The sequence below is a fragment of the Klebsiella sp. WP4-W18-ESBL-05 genome (assembly GCF_014169075.1).
Classification (GTDB): domain Bacteria; phylum Pseudomonadota; class Gammaproteobacteria; order Enterobacterales; family Enterobacteriaceae; genus Kluyvera; species Kluyvera ascorbata_B.
Genome location: NZ_AP022057.1, coordinates 2,662,245 through 2,685,789, shown reverse-complemented (window position 1 = coordinate 2,685,789; position 23,545 = coordinate 2,662,245). Strand labels below are relative to the sequence as shown.

Sequence of the window (23,545 nt, the reverse complement as noted above, 5' to 3'; positions counted from 1 at the left end):
ACGCGTGTCTTCGCGCCGCCTGGCGATTGAAATGATTGATCATTCCCCCCGAACGGGCTTCCGATGATCGTGCCGCGCTGGTAAAGTGAGCAACGTTGAATCACATAACCAGAAGGGTATCGACGGTGAGCGGGCGCATTGACTACCAGATTGAGAAATACCGCTTTACGGAAGCCAGAGAGAGTGCGCGCCTGACGCAGCAGTGGGCCGATGTGATGGAGGAATGCCGTACCACCGGCGCGGGGGCCGAAGAGCGCCTGCGTATTGCGCTGCTTAACGTCGATTATGTCACCAGCTTCGAGCTGCCTTTCCGCCTGTTACTGATTCGCGCCCCCCAACTGATTGCCAGCGTACGCGAGGCGTTGCCGCTGAGCCAGAAAAGCGCGGTGTTTAACGGCAAGCGTTTCGGCTGCGTATACAGCCTGAAAAGCGCGCTGAACGACGTGCCGGATACGTTTCAGTATCATCTCTCTACCCGCATTCGCCGCAGCGATGCCCAGGGGCACGGTGAGCTGCCGTATCGCGAAATCGCCCAGCAAATAAAACAGCCGCGCGAGCGTCTGCGCCTGGCGCTGGAGCAGGGGCTGACCGTGACCGCGCTGGACGGCCTGTTCTGGTTCGGGATCCAGCGTATGGCTGCCGATATTCAGCGGTTGCGCAAAACCGGCATGCGCATTACCACCGGCGAAACGGACGTGTTCGACACGCTGACCACCACCACCCGGCGGGTGCCGTTTTATCAGCTCAGCGTGGCTGCACCCGCACGGCGTTCTCAAGCCGCCTGATAGCCGGTACCAGGCTGGCGGCTGCGGTGGCGACAACCACCGCAACGGCGGCGACCATCAGCACCCGGCTGCTGCCATACTGCATGGCCAGCGGCCCGGCAACCAGTTCACCAAACGGAATGGCCACGAAGGAGCCGACGGCGTCGTAGGCATAAACTCGGGCGAGTTTTTCCGCCGGGATATGCGTTTGCAGCGAATGCGCCCAGGATACGCCGAACAGGCCGAAGGCCACGCCGGTGATGAAGAAGGCGCCGGTCAGCCACGATGCGGAGGCCTGCTGGCTGAGCAGCATAATGGGTACGGCACAAAGCCCGACCAGTATCATGCCAATAAACAGATCGCGACGCGGGCGCCAGCGCAGGGCGAGGCTGGTCCCCGCTATCAGGCCGACGCTCTGGGCGGCAATGATAATCCCCCAGCGGGTGCGCCCAAACGAGGCGTCAGCGATGGCCGGGCCCAGCACCATCACCACCCCGCTGAATGCCGCATTGATTATCGTAAACTGAACCACGATAGCCCACACCCACGGGCGGCTGGCGAACTCTTTCCAGCCCTCTTTTAAGTCCTGCAGAATATGGCTTTGCGCCTCGCTCGTTTTAATCGCGCTGGCGCGAATCAAAAAATAGAGCGGCGCAGAAGCGGCAAAGCCCAGCGCATCAACGGCCAGCCCCCATCCAGGGCCAATCGCGCTGGCCAGAATCCCGCCCAGCGAGGCTCCGATCACCGTACCGCCGTAGATACCCAACTGAATTAAACCGTTTGCCTCGCGTAAGTTTTGTGCCGGTACCGTCTGGGGGATCAGCGCGGATGAAGCGGGCAATGCGATACCCGCCGCCGCGCCGTTCAGCGCGCCGAGCAGCGCCAGGCTTAGCACCGAAGCCGAGCCGTCCAGCACTGACCACGCCACGATGGCCTGCGACACGGCGGCGGTCAGCGAGGAGTAAACCAGCACGCGACTGCGCGAATAGCGGTCAGCCAGCACGCCGCCCAGCAGCAGAAAGACAACGTTAAAGATAGACCTCGAGGCCACCACAATCCCCAGTTCCGAGACGGTACCGCCCATATCGAGGACGGCAAACGCCAGCGCGATGGGCGCAATGCTGTTGCCCAGAACGGTGAGCAAACGGGCAGTGAAAAGGCGGCGGAAGGCGGGAAAGCGGTAAGCATGAACTTTTTTATTATACGTATTCATTGTGGCACTAGGCTGTGGGTTGGCGAACGAACTGATTCGCTTGGTCGGTTATGCGAAAAAGCGGTCGCTAGAATATCACGTAAATTCAATACGTGAGGTAGGGTTGTGAGACTTTTGGCCGCGGATGTCGTGAGGGAGCCGTCATCAATGCCTGGCCAGGCGCTTTCTCGCGGGTGATGGAATAATTGACACAAGCGGTAAAGTTTTCATCGTTCGGGGCGCTATTGATTGTCGATGCACCGCGTCGAAATAGTACGCTACGGCCGGATGACGCAGTGCAGACTGCTGAAGCCTTCGTCCACCTCTGGCGACGTTGAAAAACGCGATCCCGGTGAATTTATCAACGAGACTCACGTCACGTAAAAGGCAAAAAGTTACCCATATTCATAGTGTTGCTGTTTAAAGATTTCTATTCCGCTTGTAAAGTAATCAAAATTGCAAATAAATATTACTAAACATATTTGTTTCGATAATAACAACGATATACAGGATAAGGGATGAAAGCGTTATATCAGGCAGGGATCATACTGGCAGTTAGTCAACCCATTTGGGCAGCCCCGCTGTCACCTGCCGATCGTAACAGCATCGAACAGCAGCAACAGCAGTTGCTCCTTCAGAACCAGCAGCAGCGCGAATCACTGGAGCGCGCAGTGCCACTTCGCTCCTCTCAGCCTGAACAACCTGTATCGTCATCCGGGCCGTGTTTTACCGTCAATCGCATCGTCCTTGATGGCGCCACTTTGATGGATGCCCGCAGGCAGCAGAAATTACTCTCCCCCTGGCTGAATCAGTGCCTGGATATCGCCCGCATCAATCAACTCACCAATCAGGTTTCTGACTGGTATATCAGCCAGGGATATATCACCAGCCGCGCTTTTCTGACCGAGCAGGATTTACGCTCGGGTGAGCTGCATCTGGCGATTCTGGAAGGCCGGCTGGAGAAAATCCGCATGGACGGTGCGTCCGGGCGCGAGCTGAACATGACGTTTCCAGGGCTCGAAGGCAAGATCCTTAACCTGCGTGATATTGAACAAGGTATGGAGCAAATTAATCGCGCCCGTACCACGCCGGTTCAGATTGAAATACTGCCGGGCGATAAGCAGGGATGGTCGATAGTGCATTTGACGGCGGCCCCTGAATTCCCGCTGTCGGGCTCCGTCAGCGTTGACAACAGCGGCCAGAAAAGTACGGGCGTCGGGCAAATTAACGCCGGGCTGAATGGCAATAACCTGTTGGGCCTTGCCGATAGATGGTTTATTTACGGCGGCCGTAGCAGCGCGTTTTCGAACGCAAAAGATGCACAAAATTTTGCGGCGGGCGTCAGCGTGCCTTATGGCTACAGCCTGCTGGATTACAGCTACAGCTGGAACAACTATCTCAGTACCATCGAGCATAACGGCTACTTATGGCGTTCGAGTGGCGATACCGAAACACACCGCGTGAATTTGTCGCGGGTACTGTTCCGCAACGGGGATATCAAAACGGGCGTCTCCCTCGGATTAAGCCATCGTATCAACCATAACTACCTCGACGATATCCTGCTGCAAAGCAGCAGTCGTAAACTCACCAGCCTGCTGTTCGGCCTGAATCACACTCAGAAAATGTGGGGGGGCGTCGGGACGTTTAACCCGACCTTCAGTCGCGGCATGCCGTGGCTGGATGCCGAACGCGACGGCAGTAAAAACGGTGACTTACCGAAAGCGCAGTTCCGCAAATGGAGCCTGAACGCCAGCTTTCAGCGCCCGGTGGCCGACAACCTGTGGTGGCTGGCAAGCGTCTATGGGCAGTGGTCGCCGGATCGCCTGTATGGCAGCGAGCGCATGACCCTCGGCGGCGAAAGTTCGGTGCGCGGGTTCAAAGAGCAAAGCATTTCCGGTGACAATGGCGCGTACTGGCGAAACGAACTCAGCTACACGCTGTTCACGCTGCCGGTCATCGGCCAGGTCAGCGCATTAGCCGCCGTCGACGGTGGCTGGCTGCATTCCAACAGGCTTGATGCCTATGCCGCAGGCACGCTCTGGGGCACTGCCGCAGGGCTGAGTACCACTAACCGCTGGGTATCGACCTCGTTCACCGTTGGGCTGCCACTTGATTATCCGCACTGGCTTGAGCCGGATCACGTCAGTATTTACTACCGCGTTGCCGTCGCGTTTTAAGGGATTACCGTCATGAATCAGCCTCCCGTTCGCTTCACCTACCGTCTGCTCAGCTACCTGGTGAGCGGCCTGCTCGCCACGCAGCCGTTGCTGCCCGCCGTTGCCGCCACGCTGACGCCAACGGGCAATACCGCCACGGATAATGCAGCGAACGGTGTGCCGATAGTCAATATTGCCACGCCGAACGAGGCCGGGATTTCACACAACCAGTTTACGGATTACAACGTGGGCAAAGAGGGGCTGATCCTCAATAACGCCGCGGACAAACTTGCTCAAACACAGCTCGGCGGATTGATTAACGGCAACGCCAACCTGAAAGCGGGCAAGGAAGCGAAAGGCATCATTAACGAAGTGATCGGCGGCAACCGTTCACAGCTGCAGGGCTATACGGAAGTGGCGGGCAAGGCGGCAAACGTGATGGTCGCCAACCCGTACGGCATTACCTGTAACGGTTGCGGGTTTATCAACACGCCACAGGCTACCCTGACGACCGGGAAACCTGTTTTTGACGCCAGCGGCAATTTACAGGCGCTGGACGTGAAAAAAGGCAGTATCACCATTGAGGGCCAGGGGATTGACGCCAGCGGCAGCGATGCGTTGTCGATCATTTCCCGTGCAACCGAAGTGAACGCCGCCATTCATGCTAAGGATTTAAAGGTCATTGCCGGGGCCAACCGCGTTGGCAGTGATGGCAGCGTGCAGGCGCAGCAGGGTGAAGGCCCTGCGCCTACGGTGGCGGTGGATACCGGCGCGCTGGGCGGAATGTACGCCAATCGCATTCACCTGGTGTCCAGCGAGAAAGGGGTTGGGGTGAACCTCGGCGATCTGAATGCCCGCCAGGGCGACATCACCCTGGACGCCAACGGCAAACTCACCGTTCACAACAGCCTTGCCAGCGGGACGTTATCGGCAAAAGGTGAAGAACTTGCGCTGACGGGCGCTCACAAGGCCAACGGTAATCTTTCACTGAGCAGCCAGAGCGACATTGCCCTGAGCAACGGCACCCTGACCAGCGATGGCGAGCTGGTACTGAATGCCAGCGGCACGATTTCGCATGTGAACGAAAAGCTGACCGTCGGAGGGGGAGCGACGCTGACGGCGAAAAACATCAGCCAGGATGCCGCCAGCGAGATTAACGCTGCCCGTGATATTGCGGTAAATGCTCACGATACGCTGAAAACGCAGGGGCAAATGACCGCCGGGCAAAACCTGACGGTAAGCAGCAACACGCTGACGCAGGACGGCAGTCTGCTGGCGCATAACCGGGCGCAGCTGAGCGCCGACACGCTGAATAACAACGGCTCCGTACAGGGCGCTTCACTGACGGTGGACAGCTCAGCCCTCCGTAACGCTGGCTCCCTGCTGAGCGGCGGCGGTCTGACGGTCAATGCTCAGGATTTTACTCAAAGCGGCAGTATCGGCGCGAAGGGCTACGCGGATATCACCACCCTCGGCACGCTGACCAATACAGGCTCAGTGGTCAGCGATGATGCGCTGGTGCTGAACGCGCAGGCTGTGACGCAAAACGGTGTGCTGTCCGGTGGCAACGGGCTGACGGTGAATGCGCAGACCCTGAGCTCCGGTGAAAACTCACTCACTCACAGCCATGCGGCCATGACGCTCAGCGCCACGACGACGACGCTGGACGGGGAGATCAGCGCAGACGGCGATCTCCAGCTTCAGAGCGACCGGCTCACTACGGCGGCGGGCGCACAGCTGCAGAGCGGCAATAATCTCAGTCTCAGCGCCCGGGAAGTGACGCTGGCGGGTACGCAGGCCGCACAAAACGCCATGACGGCCAACGCCCGCGAACAGCTGACCCACACCGGCAAAAGCAGCGCGGCAGCGCTGAGCCTTAGCGCACCGGCGCTGAGCAATAGCGGTGTGCTCGTGGCTTCCAGCCTGAACACCCAGTCGCAGCGGCTGACCAACAGCGGTCTGATGCAGGGAGATAACGCCCTCCTGATTGACGCGCAGACGCTGGACAACCAGCAGAACGGTACCCTCTACAGCGCGGCCAATCTGACGCTGGTTATTCCGGACATTCGCAACGGTGGGCTGATTACCAGCGACAGCGCTCTGACGTTACGCTCTGGTTCACTCCGTTATCCCGGCAAAATCATCGCTGAGACGCTGGACGTCAACGCGACGACGCTGAGCGGAGATGGCCTGTTGCAGGGGACCGGAGCGCTGACGCTGACCGGGGACACGCTCTCACAGGGCGGCAGCGGGCGCTGGCTGACGGCGGGCGATCTCGCCCTCAACGGTAACACACTGGATACCGCAGGGACTGTGCAGGGGCAAAACCTGAATGTTAAGGCGGAGAGCTGGGTGAACCGCGGCTCGGCGCTGGCAACCGGTCGTCTCAACGCCACGCTGGGTGAGTCACTGATTAACGACGGCGATCTGATGAGCCAGGGCCATTTCGGTCTGACTGCGCCTGCGCTGACTAACCACGGCAGCATTCTGGCGGCAGGTGACATGTCGCTTGCCGGAGACGTATTCTCCAGCGACGGCACGCTTCAGAGCGACACGCTTTCACTTGGTCATAACCGCATCGACAACAGCGGAACGATGACGGGCCTGCATGGACTGACGCTGAACAGCTCGGGCGCACTGAATAACCGCGGAGACCTGCTCAGCCAGAAATCACTGACGCTGAGCGCGGGAGAGGTCAACAACAGCGGCCGGCTTCAGGGACAAACTATAGCCTTAGACGGCAGCGGCCTGACCAACAGCGGGGCGATTCAGAGCGCGCTGGATTTAGCCCTGACCCTGAGCGGCGACCTGAACGCCGCTACCGGCAGCAAAATCACCGCGCTGGGCGAGGCACGCCTGGCGGGTAAAGCGCTGAGCAACCAGGGGCTGATCAGCGCCAGTACCCTCGCGGTGAACGGTGACTCGCTCAGCAACGACGGCGAAATCAGCGGCGTGAACGGCCTGAACGTGACGCTCAGCGGCACTCTGCAGCAGCAGGGCAAAATGCTGGCCGGTGGTGCGCTTACCGTCAATGCGAAAGATGTCAGCAACAGCGGGCAGGTTCAGGGCGCGGAAAGCCAAATCAGCGCCAGTTCGCTGACCAACAGCGGACGCGTGCAGGGCGACAGCGGCCTGACGCTCACGCTGCTGAATGCCCTAACCAACCAGGCGGGCGGCGTGCTGCTCAGCCAGAATGCATTAAACCTCACTGCGCCTGAACTGACCAACGACGGCACGATTCAGGGCAACGGTCAGACCACGCTCAGCGCGGTAACGCAGGCCCGCAACGGCGGCAACATTCTCTCCGGCGGTGACCTGACGTTCACCACGCCGGACTACAGCGGCAGCGGCTGGCTACAGGCCACTAACCTTATGCTGAACGTGGCGAAGCTTGCTAGTAACGGCACCGTGATGGCGGCAAACCAGGCAACGCTGACCGGTAACAGCCTGAGCAACGGCGGCACCTTCCAGGCCGCACAGTTGAACGTGAGCATGCAGACCGTCACCAACAGCGGTACGCTGCTGGGCAACCAGGGGCTGACGCTTAAGGGGAACAGCCTTAATAACGCGGGCGGGAAGGTGTTCAGCGGCGGGGATATGCTCGCTGAAATGGTGTCGCTCAGCGGCGCTGGCCAGCTGGTGGCGCTTGGCAACCTGACGCTGAAGCTCACAAACAGCTTCACCGCGCAGGGCGTTATCGCTGCGAATAAACAGCTTGCAGTCAGTAGCCAGGGCGATATGACCAATGCCGGCACCTTGCAGGGCGACGGTATCACGCTGAACGCCGTGGGCAGGCTGACCAACAGCGGACAGCTGACGGCAGGTACGGGCACCACGGTATTGAGCGGCAGTCAGATTGCGATGAATAGCAGCGGCAGCCTGCAGGCGGGTGGCGACGTTAACCTGACCAGCCGCGGCAATATTACGCTCGATGGGTTCACCGGTACGGCGGGCAATATGGTGCTGGCGGCAACGGGTTCCCTTATCAATACCGCGCTGCTGTACGCGGGTAACAATCTGTCGTTGTTTGCCAACAGCATTCAGAACCTGCGGGGGGATATGCTGGCGGGCAATAACCTGGTGATGCAGAGAGATGCCAGCGGTACGGCGAATGCCGAGGTGGTGAATAGCTCCGGGAATATTGAGACAGTCAACGGGGATATCACCATCAATACCGGGCATCTGTTGAATACGCGGGATGGGCTAACCATGTCCAGCACTACAACTAATAATCCGTCATCTATCTCAGGCCTGGGGAATGGGACTCTTGATATTCTCATCTCTCAATTAGAAAAAGACAGCTACGGAAAATACATTGCAACGCATTCCCATGAGAATTGTACTGGGGCAACAAATGAGCACTGCTTCCTGGTGAAAGGAAGCACGAAATATGGAATGCGCACCGGACACACTGAGCAAAAATTTTCTATCAGTCAGACGCTGACCACCGTCTCAGCCAGCGCTGGAGTTGCAGGCATCCGTTCTGGCAGCGATATTTCCATTATGGCAGAGCAACTGGATAATCAAGCCAGCGTCATGCTCGCCTCTGGCAATATGATCCTTCGCGGAGATACGCTGTCTAACCAGTCGTGGCAAAATTCGACGTTGTCAGAATACTGGACATATATCTACCAAGGGCCCGTCGGCGATATCGATCTGAATAGTAAGTTGACTGAGACCGTTGATGGTTATGGTTCGGTGACATTGTCGGGCCCCTCTTCAGATAAAATAGCATTTGTTCTGGACGGGAAGACCACCGAATCTGCACTCGGTGACATTTATCGCTCGGTCATTCAGGCGGGTGGTGGCGTTGATATCAAATTCTCCAGCGACATAAGCAATACGAATGCCACCGCGAACGCAGGTAAAATCAGCAATACCATCGTGGTGTCGAACCTGAATCTACCTTCGGCGCAGAGTATGGTTGGTGGTGAGAGCCAGCACCTGCTGGCTGGTGCTGAAACTCAGGCTATCACAGCCCCAGCCTGGAAAGACAACACCAACAGCCAGACTATCGGCAACGGTACGGGGCTGTCACCCGGTGGCATAGATGGCAACTATCCCCTGCCATCTGGTAACAATGGCTATTTTGTGCCGTCAACCGACCCGAATAGCCCGTACCTGATTACCGTAAACCCAAAACTGAATGGTCTGGGACAGCTCGACCCGTCGCTGTTTGGCGATTTGTGGAAACTGTTCGGTATCAATCCAGGTCCTGCGCCCCGCGAAACAAACAGCCAGTACACCGATATCAGCCAGTTCCTGGGTTCACCGTACATGCTGGAAAGGCTGCATCTTAATCTTGATAATGACTACCGTTTTCTCGGCGACGCGGCATTTGATACCCGCTACGTGTCAAATTATGTGCTGAACCAGACCGGGCAGCGCTACATCAACGGGCTGGGTTCTGACCTCGATCAGATGCGCTATCTGATGGACGGCGGGGCTGATGCACAGACCTCCCTCGGCCTGACGTTTGGCGTGGCGCTCAGCGCCGACCAGATAGCTGCACTCGACCACAGTATTCTCTGGTATGAAACTGCCACGATTAACGGCCAGACGGTGATGATACCGAAAGTGTATTTGTCACCAAAAGACACCGAGGTCCATAACGGCAGTGTGATTGTCGGGAATAACGTGCAGATTGCCGGCGGCAGCGTGAGCAACAGCGGGAGCGCACTGATTGCTCAAAATGGTCTGACTATTGACAGCAGCAATAGTATCAGCAACGTCAACGCCGGGCTTATTAAAGCAGGTGGAGCGCTTGACCTGAGCGCACTTGGCGATATCAACAACATCGGCTCGACGATATCAGGCAAAACCGTGCAGTTGGAAAGTATCGGTGGCAGCATCAACAACATCACCCAAACGCAGCAGTGGAGTGTGGGGGGGGATGGTCGCCGCGGCAGTGTGCATGTCAACGGTACTGACGTCGGGCAAACTGCCTCCATCGACGCCAGCGATAGCCTTTATATGGCGGCGGCAAACGACATCAACATGATCGGGGCGACCGTCAATGCAGCGGATAATCTGGTTATGGATGCGGGCCACGACATCAATATCGCCGCTAACCAGATTAACGATAGCCGCAGTCGCTCTGGTTTCTGGTGGCAGAAAGATACTCGTTTGTCTTCTACTTCGAACCTGGGCAGCAGCATCATCGCGGGCGGTAACGCGGTGATGCAGGCAGGCAATGATATGAATGTCACAGCGAGCGCCATTGACGCAGGCCAAACCGCGCAACTGGTGGCAGGCAATGACCTGAATCTGAACGCGGCGGGCAACGGGCAGACCAGCCGCACGGGCAGCAGCGAAAACCATCAGAGCAGCGCAGACAGAACCACGATTTCAGCGGGCGACAACGTGACGCTGGTCGCCGGGCGGGACGTGACCAGCCAGGCGGCAGGCATCGCGGCGGAAGGGAATGTCGGTATTCAGGCCGGGCGTGACGTGAATCTGCTGGCGGAAGCCACCGTTAATGGCAGCAGTACGCGTGAGAGAAAGAAAACCGTCATTGACGAGTCCGTTCGCCAGCAGGGCACGGAGATTGCCAGCGGTGGCAACACCACGATTATCGCCGGGCGTGACGTAAACAGCGAAGCCGCGCAGGTGACCGCGCAGGGTGATATTGGCGTTGCCGCCGGTCGTGATGTTAACCTGACCACGGCAACGGAAAGCGATTATCACTACTTCGAGCAGACCAAAACCAAAAAAGGTTTCCTCAGCAAGAAGACGACTCATACTATTGAAGAAGACCGTGCGACCCGTGAGGCGGGCACGCTGCTTTCTGGTGATAACGTTACGGTTCAGGCGGGTAACAATCTGCTGGTGAAAGGCTCTTCTGTGGTGGGCGATAACGCCGTGGCGCTGGGGGCAGGTAACAACGTCGATATCGTTGCGGCCACCAACACAGACACCTCCTGGCGGTTTAAAGAGACGAAGAAAAGCGGTCTGATGGGCACCGGTGGTATCGGCCTGACCATCGGCAGCAGCAAATCAACCCATGACTTGCGTGAAAAAGGAACCACCCAGAGTCAGAGCTTCAGTACCGTAGGCTCGACGGGCGGTAGCGTGGCGATTTCCGCCGGAAACCAGCTTCACGTCGGTGGTGCTGACCTTATCGCCGGGCAGGATTTAAGCCTTAGCGGCAACAGCGTCATCATCGAACCGGGGCACGACAAACGCACCCGCGATGAAACCTTTGAGCAGAAGAAAAGCGGGCTGACCCTGGCGCTCTCCGGTACGGTGGGCAGCGCCATTAATAACGCGGTCTCCAATGCGCAGGAAACGAAAGAGACCAGCGATAGTCGTCTGAAAGCCCTGCAGGCCACCAAAACGGCACTTTCTGGCGTACAGGCAGGGCAGGCCGCTGCCGTCGCTTCCGCCACCGGCGACCCGAACGCGATGGGCGTAAGTCTGTCGCTGACGACCCAGAAATCAAAATCGCAGCAGCATACCGAAAGCGATGACGTTTCCGGCAGCACGCTGAATGCCGGGAATAACCTGTCGGTGATTGCCACGGGTAAAAACAAGGGTGACAACAGCGGCAATATCGTGATTGCCGGCAGCCAGCTTAAAGCCGGTGGCGACACGCTCCTGAGCGCACAAAACGACATCCTGTTGAGCGGTGCGGCCAATACCCAGCAGTCCAGCGGGAAAAACAGCAGCAGTGGCGGCGGCGTTGGGGTCAGTATTGGTGCAGGTAAAGGGGCTGGTATCAGCGTATTTGCCAACGTCAATGCCGCCAGCGGCAAAGACAAAGGCAACGGTACCGACTGGACCGAGACCACTATCGACAGCGGGAAAACCGTTACGCTTACCAGTGGACGCGACACGGTACTCAATGGAGCCCAGGTCAGCGGTAATACCCTCATCGCCGATATCGGCCGCGACCTGCTGCTGAGCAGCCAGCAGAACAGCAACCAGTACGACAGTAAGCAAAGCAGCGTTGCCGCAGGCGGGAGCTTCACTTTCGGTACGATGACCGGCTCAGGCTATATCAGCGCCAGTCAGGACAAAATGAAGAGCCGATTCGACTCCGTCGCCGAGCAGACAGGTCTGTATGCCGGCCAGGGCGGTTTTGATATCACCGTCGGCAACCATACCCAACTGGACGGCGCGGTTATCGCCTCAACGGCCAGCGCAGATAAAAACAGCCTCGATACCGGAACGCTTGGTTTCAGCGATATCTATAATGAAGCGGATTTCAAAACGCAGCACTCGGGTATCAGCCTGAGCGGTGCCGGCGACTTTGGTGGCGACCAGTTCAAAGGCAATATGCCAGGTGGGATGATTTCTGCTGCGGGAAGCAGCGAACATGCTGAAGGTACGACTCAGGCTGCGGTGGCTAACGGTACCATCACCATCCGCAATACGGAAAATCAGCAGCAGGATGTGGCGAACCTGAGCCGTGATACGGAGCATGCCAATGACAGCATCAGCCCGATTTTCGACAAGGAGAAAGAGCAGAACCGCCTGAAGGCAATCGGACTTATTAGCGACATTGGCAATCAGGCCGCGGATATTGCCAGGACTCAGGGTGAGCTGAATGCGATTAAAGCCGCGAAGGATCGCATGAGCAGGGCTGAACCTGAAGAGCTGGATGCAGCGAAAGCGCAATGGCAGAAAGAGAATCCGGATAAAACGCCAAAGCCAGAAGATATCAGTAATCAGCTTTACCAGAACTACTACAATGAAGCGTTTGCTGCGACGGGGATGGGAACCGGTGGCGCGGTGCAACGTGGTATCCAGGCGGCAACGGCGGCGCTAACCGCGCTTGCCGGTGGTGGCAACCTGGCGGGCGTTCTGGCCAGTGCATCAGCACCGGAACTGGCTCGTCTGGTGAAGCAAACTACGGAAGATAATACCGCTGTTAACACGGTGGCCCATGCCATTTTGGGCGGTGCGGTTGCGGCATTGCAGGGTAACAGTGCAGTATCAGGCGCTGCGGGCGCGGCAACAGGTGAGCTGGTTGCACGCGCTATTGCGGATATTTATTACCCTGGCGTGAAGATGTCAGACCTGACGGAGTCGCAAAAGCAGACCATCAGCTCACTGGCGAGTGTATCAGCGGGCATTGCCGGCGGGCTGGCGGGAGATAGCGCATCGGCGGCAGCCGCGGGGGCGAGCGCCGGGAAGAATGCGGTTGAGAATAATGCGCTCAGTTTTGATACTGGCACGGCAAGCATTGGTGCAGCGAATGCATCGTGGAACCAGTACGCGGTGGACAATAATCTGACCCCGGAAGAAACACAGGCTGGACTGAATAAGATCGTAAAAGGTGATATGCCAGACAGCACCAATATCACGAAAGTTATTGTTGAAGGCTACCAGGATGGAGTGATGATCGCCGGAGCCTGGTATCTTGGGCCTGCGGCATCAGTCGGCAAGGTGATTGCTGGCGGAGTTATTGCTGAAATAGCCAACGGAAGCTACCAGTGGTTTGACCTGAGCCAGCCGGGTAATGAGAACAAAAGCTGGGACTGGAAAAGTAGTGCTAGCTCAGGCATTGCAGGTATGCTTGCACCAGGAAGGACTATCGGGCAAAACGTCGGAATTTCTATGGGGAGTGCATTTTTTACCGATGGTCCAAATACTGGTTCTATCGGTGGTGCAGCTATTGGCGCATGGTTTGGTGGAAAATTTGGTGAGTTTGCTCCTTTCCCTGGGGAGGTTAATGACCTGATCGGCGGTATCGGTGGGGAAGTTATAGGTAACAAGATTAAAGATAAGGTTAGTGAAAGTGAAAAATAAAACCACGTTATCTGTTTTTTTTCTGAGTACCATTTACTATGGACTTTGTTTTTTTGTTTTTATTTTCTTAGTAAATAATGTGATTATTGAATTTTTGTCATCCGGGCATGTTGATTTTTCCAAGAAATCATTAAGTTATTTATCTGTTGTGAGTTTGATTATTGGATTGGCTTCTGGTGCAAGAATATGGATCTTCGCAAAACTTGACGAGCGAAAATCGCGTAAATTGCCTCCGTCAGATCCTAAGTGAGATTTGCAACAATCTCAACTCATACTATTGAGATTGCTGTGGAGAATAATAAGTTTGGTTTTGATACTGGCACGGCAAGCATTGGTGCAGCTAATGCATCGTGGAACCAGTACGCGGTGGACAACAATCTGACCCCTGAAGAAACGCAGGCCGAGCTGGATAAAATTGCAAAAGGTGATATGCCGGACAGCACCAATAGGAAAAAGCTGGAAAGCATCCGCTGCAATCAATATGGGGGGCGCTGCGATTGGCAGTGCGATTAAAGGGGAGGATCCGACTAACTCTGTGATAAGTAATGGTTTTGGTAGTGTGGTTGGTAGTTTAGGAGGTAAAGTTGTTGATTCATTGTCTCCGGTAACCGATCAAGTGACAAAGGATGTTATTGGTGCAGTTACAGGTGCTACTGCTTCTGAACTTACAGGAAACGCTGTAAAAGATGAGTTAGACAAGCGGGAGAAGAAGCAATGAATCTTTTCAGCAGGGTTGGTATTCCATGGCTTATCTTCTTGGTTGTGTATTGTACTGTATTAATTTCCGTTGTTCTTTTCATATGCCAACTAGGAGTATCGACAATTTTCTATTTCAATGATGGGAAATTCCATTTTTTATGGGAAGAGGCATTATATATCGCATTAAAAAAAGGAAGCATAGCCGGAGTAGTATTGGGTGCCGGAGTATGGTTGAAAAATAAGTTGCATGAGCGTCATGGGAAAAGATAGTTGTTGAGAATAACTATCTGAGTACCAATCAGTCGCTGACCTTTGATAAAGAACTGTCGGAGCGCCGTAAATCGGGTGGCGACTGCTAAATAGCTGCGCGGAATAGTAGATCACTGAAAGGGAACTCAGCCCGGATTGTGCGATCTGATCAATCGCCAAACCAACCAAAATCACCAACCGGACTGAGCGATGCCGATCATAGTACCAATACCCCGTGGCGAACGACGCCTGATGCAGAAAGCTATTCATAAAACGCGTGATAAAAATCATGCCCGCAGACTCACGGCCATGCTGATGCTTCATCGGGGTGAACGGGTCAGCGATGTTGCCAGAACTCTCTGTTGTGCCCGTTCATCCGTTGGTCGCTGGATTAACTGGTTTACGCACTCAGGTATTGAAGGCCTGAAATCCTTACCCGCAGGGCGCTCCCGACGCTGGCCTTTTGAACATATCTGCACCCTGTTACGTGAGCTGATAAAGCATTCTCCCGGCGATTTTGGTTATCAACGTTCACGCTGGAGCACCGAATTACTGGCAATAAAAATCAATGAGATAACCGGTTGCCAGTTACATGCAGGAACCGTTCGCCGCTGGTTGCCATCTGCGGGGCTTGTATGGCGCAGGGCCGCGCCAACTCTGCGTATCCGTGACCCACATAAAGATGAAAAGATGGCGGTAATCCACAAAGCGCTGGATGAATGCAGCGCAGAGCATCCGGTATTTTATGAAGATGAAGTGGATATCCACCTTAATCCTAAAATCGGTGCGGACTGGCAGTTGCGCGGACAGCAGAAACGGGTAGTGACGCCGGGGCAGAACGAAAAATACTATCTGGCCGGCGCACTGCACAGTGGCACGGGTAAAGTCAGCTACGTGGGCGGCAACAGCAAAAGTTCAGCGCTGTTTATCGCTCTGCTGAAGCACCTGAAAGCCACTTACCGGCGGGCGAAAACAATCACGCTGATCGTTGATAACTACATTATCCATAAAAGCCGCGAAACACAGCGCTGGTTGAAAGCAAATCCCAAGTTCAGGGTAATTTACCAGCCGGTTTACTCGCCGTGGGTGAATCATGTGGAACGGCTATGGCAGGCACTTCATGACACGATAACCCGTAATCATCAGTGCCGCTCAATGTGGCAGTTACTGAAAAAGGTCCGCCATTTTATGGAAACCGCCAGCCCATTCCCCGGAGGAAAACATGGTCAGGCAAAAGTGTAGCGGTATTAGGCGCAGCTATTTAGCATCGGGCCGGTGCAGGCCCCCAGCGCCTGAAATACCCGCCAGAAAACGATATGCGTGATATCAGTAGAAAGCGCGCATCCTGCTGAACCGATAATAAATAACACCATGCCAATTATCAGGGGAGGGCGACGACCGAAGCGATCGCTGATCGGCCCCCAGATAAGCTGCGCCAGACAAAAGCCAATCAAAAAGCCGGTGATAGTTAATTCTGCATCACCCTGCAATTCCTTCGCCATAATGGGCATTGCGGGAAGATAAATATCGGTAGACAAGGACGTAAACGCCATCAGGGCGCTGAGGATCATAATAAAAAGTAGTCCGGTTGTCTTAACGGAGGGAGAACGGTTCATACATGCCTGCTTAAGGAAGGATACTGCGTTCAATAATAGCGACCCGGCGGCAATTAATAATCATCGTAGGCTGGATAAGCGTTATGAGTCGCGCTCATGAATATAACCTTTTATCACCTGTCGCTCATCAAAGTGGTTTTGATTATTCCATCATTGAGAATTCTGAATGCGATATAAATCCACATACAAACACAATCACACCCTCTAAATAGCTGCGCCTAATACCGCTACACTTTTGCCTGACCATGTTTTCCTCCGGGGAATGGGCTGGCGGTTTCCATAAAATGGCGGACCTTTTTCAGTAACTGCCACATTGAGCGGCACTGATGATTACGGGTTATCGTGTCATGAAGTGCCTGCCATAGCCGTTCCACATGATTCACCCACGGCGAGTAAACCGGCTGGTAAATTACCCTGAACTTGGGATTTGCTTTCAACCAGCGCTGTGTTTCGCGGCTTTTATGGATAATGTAGTTATCAACGATCAGCGTGATTGTTTTCGCCCGCCGGTAAGTGGCTTTCAGGTGCTTCAGCAGAGCGATAAACAGCGCTGAACTTTTGCTGTTGCCGCCCACGTAGCTGACTTTACCCGTGCCACTGTGCAGTGCGCCGGCCAGATAGTATTTTTCGTTCTGCCCCGGCGTCACTACCCGTTTCTGCTGTCCGCGCAACTGCCAGTCCGCACCGATTTTAGGATTAAGGTGGATATCCACTTCATCTTCATAAAATACCGGATGCTCTGCGCTGCATTCATCCAGCGCTTTGTGGATTACCGCCATCTTTTCATCTTTATGTGGGTCACGGATACGCAGAGTTGGCGCGGCCCTGCGCCATACAAGCCCCGCAGATGGCAACCAGCGGCGAACGGTTCCTGCATGTAACTGGCAACCGGTTATCTCATTGATTTTTATTGCCAGTAATTCGGTGCTCCAGCGTGAACGTTGATAACCAAAATCGCCGGGAGAATGCTTTATCAGCTCACGTAACAGGGTGCAGATATGTTCAAAAGGCCAGCGTCGGGAGCGCCCTGCGGGTAAGGATTTCAGGCCTTCAATACCTGAGTGCGTAAACCAGTTAATCCAGCGACCAACGGATGAACGGGCACAACAGAGAGTTCTGGCAACATCGCTGACCCGTTCACCCCGATGAAGCATCAGCATGGCCGTGAGTCTGCGGGCATGATTTTTATCACGCGTTTTATGAATAGCTTTCTGCATCAGGCGTCGTTCGCCACGGGGTATTGGTACTATGATCGGCATCGCTCAGTCCGGTTGGTGATTTTGGTTGGTTTGGCGATTGATCAGATCGCACAATCCGGGCTGAGTTCCCTTTCAGTGATCTACTATTCCGCGCAGCTATTTAGTATTGCCCTCAGTGATTTGAAATGAGGAAGGGAAGAATGACAAACGTATTGATTCTGGGTGCTGCGGGCTCTCTTGCCCGAGTGGTTACCCGCTACTTACTGGATAACAGCCAGGCTCAGTTAACGCTGTATTTACGTAACAGCGCACGCCTGCAAAACCCGGATACCGCCAGGGTGACCCTGATTGAAGGGGATGTTCTCAATGATGAACAACTCAGGCTCGCCATGCGCGGTAAAGATATTGTGTACGCCAATTTATCCGGAAATATGAAGGAGCAGGCAGCGACGATTATTCGTGCAATGAAATCAACGGGCGTGCGTCGTTTGATCTTCATTAGCTCAATGGGAATATATGATGAAGTGCCGGGAGAGAAATACGGCAGTATTTTGGCGCCTTATCGGGAATCAGCAAAAATTATAGAAAATGCAGGGCTCGATCATACCATCATCCGGCCTGCGTGGTTTACCAATGGGCATGAAGTTGAATATGGACTAACGCACAGAAATGAACCCTTTCGGGGCAGCAGCGTTTCCCGGTTAAGTATTGCCGATCTAATTAACCGTATGGTGATTGAGCCATCACTTTATGTACATGACAGCCTGGGCATCGCCCGCGTTTAATGAGTAAGGAAATTAATATGAAATATCGTCAGTTAGGTCGTAGCGGATTAACCGTATCAGCATTAGGCATGGGGGCAATGAATTTAAGCTTTGGAACCGGTAGCGCCGTTGATGATCGGACCGGGATTAACGTTCTTCATGCTGCGCTCGACAGGGGGATTAACTTTTTTGACACTGCTCAGGCCTATGGCCCCTATACGAATGAAAAACTTGTGGGTAAGGCGTTATCTGCACATCGTGAAAAAGCGCTTATTGCGACCAAATTTGGTTTCAAACTGGAAAATGGTGTGACAACGGGCGTTGATAGTCGTCCTGAAAATATCCGCGCTGTTGCTGAAGCATCCCTGAAAAGCCTGAAAACAGATTATATCGATCTCTTTTATCAGCACCGTGTGGATCCGAATGTCCCTATTGAAGATGTTGCAGGTACGCTGGGAGATTTAATAAAGGAAGGTAAGATCCGTCACTATGGTTTATCCGAAGTTGGTGCTGCAACCATTCGTCGGGCACATGCAGTCATGCCAGTCGCAGCCGTGCAAAACCAGTACTCTTTGTGGACCCGTGAGCCTGAAGCAGAGGTATTGCCCGTTTGTGAGGAATTGGGAATCGGGTTTGTGCCCTGGGGACCTCTGGGGACCGGATTCCTGACGGGAACGATTGATTCCTCAACAAAATTCGATAGCGCGACTGATTTACGTGCAAACTTTCCGCGCTTCACCCCAGAGGCAATAAAAGCGAATATGCCGTTAGTCAGCATGCTCCGGGAGGTCGCAGCCAGTAAAGGAGCGACACCTGTACAGGTAGCTCTGGCATGGTTATTGGCACAAAAACCATGGATCGTACCGATTCCCGGGATGGATAAAGTTTCCTATATAGACGACAACATTAAAGCGATTGATCTTGAATTGAGCGAAGAGGATTTGGCTAATATGGATGCTTTGTTAGCAGGCATAAAAATCCAGGGGAATCGACTGGATGATGGTTTGCTTTCGATGTCGGAATGATGGCAGCGCTGATTTGTGTGAGTGTGCAACCAGCCAGGAAACTGGCTGGTTGCGTTATAGTCACAAATACTGACGTACGGCATGTGCTTCAATGCTGATTGAGCAGCAGAAATACATTTCACTCTTCCGCTTTATGAGCCCAGGCGGGCATTGCCGTCAGATAACGTTTTGCCCGTTTCCGGGCTTCTTCCGGGCCGACTTTTTGCCAGGAATCAAGGAAGCTGGCTAAGCCTGATACCGCGTCTTCCCAGGGTTTTAGATTGCCGTTGCTGTCGATGCAGTATGCGCAATATCGATCGCTGGCACTGTGTGCATCAGGTGCAGACATCGGCATCCCGCAAGCCTGACAGAACTGTTCATGTTGTGACATATGATGCTCCTTATGGTGACATCCTGATTAATAAAAATACAGAATATGTATTGTGCAGGTGATGCATCAGATCAAAACAAAGGCTAAGCCCCGGCATCTCCAGTCAGAAATACCGGGGCTTGTTGTTACCTGGCAATGAGCGCGAACACGCCCCAGCCAAAGTATTCCCGCGCGTACGTTACGTGGCGTTTCGGCGAGAGTGTTAGCTCGGCCCTGACTTCCGCTGCGAAGTCGTCATCAGGATTGGCCTCCAGCCAGCGGCGCATGGTCAGCCATTTCGCGGCCTCATAGCGGTCCCAGCCTTCCTGATCTGCCAGTACTATTTCCACCACGTCATAGCCGAGGTCGTCGAACGCGCTGACAAGCCCTGGTAGCGTCATAAAATCGGTCGTCGAGCTGACGCCACAGGTCTGGGCAATCTCGTCCGTCGCAGGTTGCTGACGCCAGTAGGGTTCACCGATAAGCATGATCCCACCCGGTTTCAGGCTTTGAGCTAGCAGCCCGACGGTCCCGGCAAACCCACCGGCTATCCATGTCGCACCGACACAGGCCGCCACATCGCATTTCTCTTCTGTAACGTATCCGGCGGCGTCGTTATGGATGAACTGAACCCGGTCGCTGACGCCGAGCTCTTCGGCGCGGCGTCTGGCTTGCTCGCTGAACAACTGGCTCATATCGATACCGACACCGGTAATGGCGTGGTCCCGGGCCCAGGTACAAAGCATCTCGCCCGAGCCGCTGCCGAGGTCAAGAATGCGGGTCTCCGGTTTCATGCGCAGCACACGGCCCAGCGTGGCGTACTTCTCTTCGGTGAACGGGTTGTGGATGCGGTGTTCGCTTTCACTGATGGTAAAAATACGTGGGATATCCAATCTGGAATTCCTTTTATTGCGTTGAGCATTAAGAGAGTGTTTCTCTGAGATATTTGCTTTTTCAGCCAGCAGAACAAACAGCTTCCCTTCAAATGTCTCGCTGACTGGCCAGTCGTAGCTTTCAGGAGGAGGAAGCAGGGTAAACCCGGCATTGTCGAGCAGGCTGATGTATTCGTCATCGCGCCAGGCCGTCATCTGGCTGCCGAAACGGGTGGTTCGACCGTTTTCCTCTATGGCCCAGAACAGCGTTGAGCTGGTCTGCGCTGCTTCATCCCAGCCATGTTCCGTCAGAAGCAGATGAGGGACGCCCAGAAACAGCCCGTCCTGACAGCGTTGCCAGTTCGCTTCAGCCATTCCCTGACGCTTAACTTCGTCGAAAGCATGGACTTCAGTGAGCAGCCTGCCACCCGTCTCCAGCCACAGCGCGCAGCGGCTGACGAGTGAGCGCGCATCCGCCGTGCTAAACACATTCAGTTCCCCGAATGTCATCATGATGAAATCGAACGATTTATCCGGCCAGTATGCGCGGACATCCTGCTGAACATAGTCGATATGCAATCCGGCGTTCTGCGCCTGCTGACGGGCCCAGCTCACGGATGCCGGCGAGAAATCCACGCCGGTGCAGTGAAATCCGCGCTCCGCTAAGCGGTGGGTATAAAAGCCGGGACCGCAGCCGAGATCGAGGATATGTGCGCCAGGGGGTAACTGGCTGGCGATCCACTCGACCTGCTGCTTAATGACCTCCTGCCTGCGGCTGGCCCAGTCGTGGTCCTGCGACAAATGGTTCGCCAGCATGCGCTGGCTGAAGGCCGGTTCGTCCCAGGGGATTTTACTTTCCTCCGCTGACAGCTGGATGTGTCGGGATGAGGAAATAAGGGTGCTGATATCCATCATGCTCTCCTTAGCGGTTATCAAGCTGTGCGCGAACGTTATTCAGCCCGCTGGTGTTGATGCGGTAGGGCTGACCGTTGACGGACTTGATCAGTTTTTTGGTTTTGAGTTTTTTGAAGGTGGCAAGGGTGCAGTCGGTCAGCAACAGCCCTTCGCGGGTGTAGCATTCAACGGCGGTGACGCGGCCAGATGCATCGCGGACGTGCGCAATGCGACCACCTTTGGCGAGAACGTGTAAGGTACGTTGTTCCTGACGGGATAAATTCATACTGGAAAACCTGTTTAATCATCATGTGCAAAACGTGCAAACACACAGCGGTGCCCGCATTCGATTTCGGCGCATTGATAATCAGTTCGGCCTGAAAAGGTCGAGTAACTGATTATCGGATGATTACATTCTCCAGCATCAAAGCCTCGGGTTGAGTTGAAAGGTATTTACAGGGTGGATAATAACACCTGTTTTTTATAAGTGAATATCCTGAGCTGAAAAGTGTGATCCTGACAGGGGCTGGTGAGGGCTCCCTTATTAAATCGACGGAGATTCTTCGCTGTAAAGGGTCTGTGTAGTGGTCAACTAAAATGGTCACCGCTTTAGCGTTTTTCTTTCGGCTTGGCAGCGCGGCATTGCGTATCAGTGCGCATAACGGGATCTTGTATATTTATTATACCGTTATTGCACTCAGTTAAAATGAAGATGGAAGAATGTTGTCCCCATCCATGTACGCATTTTTGACCGCGTTGGTACGGGATGAGTTGAGACGCTATGAAATAAAAAAATCCACGCAACTGCGTGGATTTTGTGGTTATTTGCGATTCTATGAGATTCAGCGAAACCTCATAAGACAACACATTTTATTAGACGTTGAACAGGAAGTTCATCACGTCGCCATCTTTGACGATGTAATCTTTCCCTTCAGCACGCATCTTGCCGGCTTCTTTCGCGCCTTGTTCACCTTTGTAGGTGATAAAGTCTTCAAACGCGATGGTCTGCGCGCGGATAAAGCCTTTTTCGAAGTCGGTGTGGATTTTACCGGCTGCCTGCGGCGCGGTAGCGCCGACCGGGATGGTCCATGCGCGCACTTCTTTTACGCCAGCGGTGAAGTAGGTTTGCAGGTTAAGCAGTTCGTAACCGGCGCGGATCACGCGGTTCAGGCCCGGCTCTTCCAGGCCCATTTCGGCCATGAATTCTTCACGGTCACCATCGTCGAGTTCTGCGATGTCGGCTTCAACGGCGGCGCATACGGCAACCACAACGGAACCTTCGGCAGCGGCGATTTCACGCACTTTGTCGAGGTACGGGTTGTTCTCGAAACCATCTTCGTTGACGTTAGCGATATACATGGTTGGCTTCAGGGTCAGGAAGCTCAGGTATTTGATGGCCGCTTTATCTTCGTCCGTCAGGGTTTTCAGCGCGCGCAGCATACCGGCGTTTTCCAGCTGCGGCAGGCATTTTTCCAGCGCGGCCTGTTCGGCTTTTGCGTCTTTATCGCCGCCTTTGGCTTTCTTCTGAACGCGGTGCAGGGCGCGCTCGCAGGTATCAAGGTCAGACAGCGCCAGCTCGGTGTTGATAACGTCGATATCGTCAGCCGGGTCCACTTTGTTATTAACGTGGATGATGTTGTCGTTTTCGAAGCAGCGTACAACGTGGCCGATCGCTTCGGTTTCGCGGATGTTGGTCAGGAACTGGTTACCCAGGCCTTCACCTTTGGACGCGCCTTTTACCAGGCCCGCGATATCAACGAATTCCATGGTGGTCGGCAGGATACGCTGCGGTTTAACGATTTCCGCCAGCTGGTCCAGACGCGGATCGGGCATCGGTACGACGCCTGTGTTCGGCTCGATAGTACAGAACGGGAAGTTCGCCGCTTCAATACCGGCTTTCGTGAGCGCGTTGAACAGGGTGGATTTGCCTACGTTTGGCAAACCGACGATACCGCATTTGAATCCCATGTTTAAATCACCTTAATCTTTTGATATTCAACCTGTTAGCTTGAA

15 protein-coding genes and 1 pseudogene are annotated in these 23,545 nt (G+C 54.6%); 9 read left to right on the top strand and 7 right to left on the bottom strand.

Annotated features, from left to right (window positions below):
* Positions 1–125 precede the first annotated feature (125 nt).
* Positions 126–785 (top strand): ECs1377 family protein, encoded by a 660-nt coding sequence (locus tag H7R58_RS13000; protein WP_182930452.1) that lies wholly within the window; start codon positions 126–128, stop codon positions 783–785.
* On the opposite strand, the gene H7R58_RS12995 is transcribed toward H7R58_RS13000, so the two are convergent.
* Positions 745–1,977 (bottom strand): MFS transporter, encoded by a 1,233-nt coding sequence (locus H7R58_RS12995; protein WP_182930453.1) that lies wholly within the window; start codon positions 1,975–1,977, stop codon positions 745–747. The genes H7R58_RS13000 and H7R58_RS12995 overlap by 41 nt on opposite strands.
* Positions 1,978–2,474: 497 nt before the next feature.
* Here H7R58_RS12995 and H7R58_RS12990 point away from each other — a divergent pair, with 497 nt between their 5' ends.
* From H7R58_RS12990 to H7R58_RS12965, 6 genes are all read left to right on the top strand, one after another.
* A complete protein-coding gene (locus H7R58_RS12990; protein WP_182930454.1) occupies positions 2,475–4,133 on the top strand; it encodes a ShlB/FhaC/HecB family hemolysin secretion/activation protein in 1,659 nt (552 codons plus the stop codon).
* Between the two features lie 12 nt (positions 4,134–4,145).
* Complete coding sequence (locus H7R58_RS12985; RefSeq protein ID WP_182934376.1) at positions 4,146–13,865, top strand: hemagglutinin repeat-containing protein; 9,720 nt, start codon at positions 4,146–4,148, stop codon at positions 13,863–13,865.
* A 288-nt stretch (positions 13,866–14,153) separates the two neighbouring features.
* Positions 14,154–14,378: a hypothetical protein gene (locus tag H7R58_RS25300; RefSeq protein WP_227674204.1), complete on the top strand. Its 225-nt coding sequence runs from the start codon at positions 14,154–14,156 to the stop codon at positions 14,376–14,378.
* A gap of 22 nt (positions 14,379–14,400) precedes the next feature.
* A complete protein-coding gene (locus tag H7R58_RS12975; RefSeq protein ID WP_227674206.1) occupies positions 14,401–14,583 on the top strand; it encodes a hypothetical protein in 183 nt (60 codons plus the stop codon).
* Positions 14,580–14,834, top strand: a complete 255-nt coding sequence (locus H7R58_RS12970) for a hypothetical protein (protein WP_182930456.1) — start codon at positions 14,580–14,582, stop codon at positions 14,832–14,834. The genes H7R58_RS12975 and H7R58_RS12970 overlap by 4 nt, the downstream gene beginning before the upstream one ends.
* A gap of 189 nt (positions 14,835–15,023) precedes the next feature.
* Positions 15,024–16,055 carry an IS630-like element ISEc33 family transposase gene (locus H7R58_RS12965; RefSeq protein ID WP_001395480.1) on the top strand — a complete coding sequence of 344 codons (1,032 nt, stop codon included), beginning with the start codon at positions 15,024–15,026 and terminating at the stop codon, positions 16,053–16,055.
* A 20-nt stretch (positions 16,056–16,075) separates the two neighbouring features.
* Here the strand turns inward: H7R58_RS12965 and H7R58_RS12960 are convergent.
* Positions 16,076–16,429 (bottom strand): annotated as a pseudogene (locus tag H7R58_RS12960) (MFS transporter); the annotation flags it as partial.
* Between the two features lie 227 nt (positions 16,430–16,656).
* Entirely contained in the window at positions 16,657–17,688 is a 1,032-nt protein-coding gene (locus H7R58_RS12955; protein ID WP_001395480.1) for an IS630-like element ISEc33 family transposase, read from the bottom strand.
* A 140-nt stretch (positions 17,689–17,828) separates the two neighbouring features.
* On the opposite strand from H7R58_RS12955, the gene H7R58_RS12950 reads away from it, so the two are divergent.
* On the top strand, positions 17,829–18,413 hold the full coding sequence (locus H7R58_RS12950) for an NAD(P)H-binding protein (RefSeq protein ID WP_182930468.1): 585 nt from the start codon (positions 17,829–17,831) through the stop codon (positions 18,411–18,413).
* A gap of 17 nt (positions 18,414–18,430) precedes the next feature.
* On the top strand, positions 18,431–19,417 hold the full coding sequence (locus tag H7R58_RS12945) for an aldo/keto reductase (protein ID WP_106926643.1): 987 nt from the start codon (positions 18,431–18,433) through the stop codon (positions 19,415–19,417).
* 118 nt (positions 19,418–19,535) lie between these two features.
* Here the strand turns inward: H7R58_RS12945 and H7R58_RS12940 are convergent, their stop codons facing one another.
* The 4 genes from H7R58_RS12940 to ychF form a co-directional block, all read right to left on the bottom strand.
* Positions 19,536–19,787, bottom strand: coding sequence for a zinc ribbon domain-containing protein (locus tag H7R58_RS12940; RefSeq protein ID WP_106926645.1), 252 nt, complete (start codon positions 19,785–19,787; stop codon positions 19,536–19,538).
* 125 nt (positions 19,788–19,912) lie between these two features.
* Positions 19,913–21,553 carry a class I SAM-dependent methyltransferase gene (locus H7R58_RS12935; protein ID WP_227674209.1) on the bottom strand — a complete coding sequence of 547 codons (1,641 nt, stop codon included), beginning with the start codon at positions 21,551–21,553 and terminating at the stop codon, positions 19,913–19,915.
* A gap of 7 nt (positions 21,554–21,560) precedes the next feature.
* Positions 21,561–21,818 carry a YjhX family toxin gene (locus tag H7R58_RS12930; protein ID WP_106926649.1) on the bottom strand — a complete coding sequence of 86 codons (258 nt, stop codon included), beginning with the start codon at positions 21,816–21,818 and terminating at the stop codon, positions 21,561–21,563.
* A 587-nt stretch (positions 21,819–22,405) separates the two neighbouring features.
* Positions 22,406–23,500: a redox-regulated ATPase YchF gene (gene ychF / locus H7R58_RS12925; RefSeq protein WP_182930469.1), complete on the bottom strand. Its 1,095-nt coding sequence runs from the start codon at positions 23,498–23,500 to the stop codon at positions 22,406–22,408.
* Between the last annotated feature and the right edge of the window lie 45 nt (positions 23,501–23,545).

Excerpts from the sequence above, each read along its gene's own strand:
- H7R58_RS12985 (WP_182934376.1), top strand. The coding sequence starts at position 4,146 with ATGAATCAGCCTCCCGTTCGCTTCACCTACCGTCTGCTCAGCTACCTG.
- H7R58_RS12965 (WP_001395480.1), top strand. The coding sequence starts at position 15,024 with ATGCCGATCATAGTACCAATACCCCGTGGCGAACGACGCCTGATGCAG.
- H7R58_RS12950 (WP_182930468.1), top strand. The coding sequence starts at position 17,829 with ATGACAAACGTATTGATTCTGGGTGCTGCGGGCTCTCTTGCCCGAGTG.
- ychF (WP_182930469.1), bottom strand. The coding sequence starts at position 23,500 with ATGGGATTCAAATGCGGTATCGTCGGTTTGCCAAACGTAGGCAAATCC.
- H7R58_RS12995 (WP_182930453.1), bottom strand. The coding sequence starts at position 1,977 with ATGAATACGTATAATAAAAAAGTTCATGCTTACCGCTTTCCCGCCTTC.
- H7R58_RS12945 (WP_106926643.1), top strand. The coding sequence starts at position 18,431 with ATGAAATATCGTCAGTTAGGTCGTAGCGGATTAACCGTATCAGCATTA.
- H7R58_RS12970 (WP_182930456.1), top strand. The coding sequence starts at position 14,580 with ATGAATCTTTTCAGCAGGGTTGGTATTCCATGGCTTATCTTCTTGGTT.
- H7R58_RS12940 (WP_106926645.1), bottom strand. The coding sequence starts at position 19,787 with ATGTCACAACATGAACAGTTCTGTCAGGCTTGCGGGATGCCGATGTCT.
- H7R58_RS12930 (WP_106926649.1), bottom strand. The coding sequence starts at position 21,818 with ATGAATTTATCCCGTCAGGAACAACGTACCTTACACGTTCTCGCCAAA.
- H7R58_RS12935 (WP_227674209.1), bottom strand. The coding sequence starts at position 21,553 with ATGATGGATATCAGCACCCTTATTTCCTCATCCCGACACATCCAGCTG.
- H7R58_RS12990 (WP_182930454.1), top strand. The coding sequence starts at position 2,475 with ATGAAAGCGTTATATCAGGCAGGGATCATACTGGCAGTTAGTCAACCC.
- H7R58_RS12955 (WP_001395480.1), bottom strand. The coding sequence starts at position 17,688 with ATGCCGATCATAGTACCAATACCCCGTGGCGAACGACGCCTGATGCAG.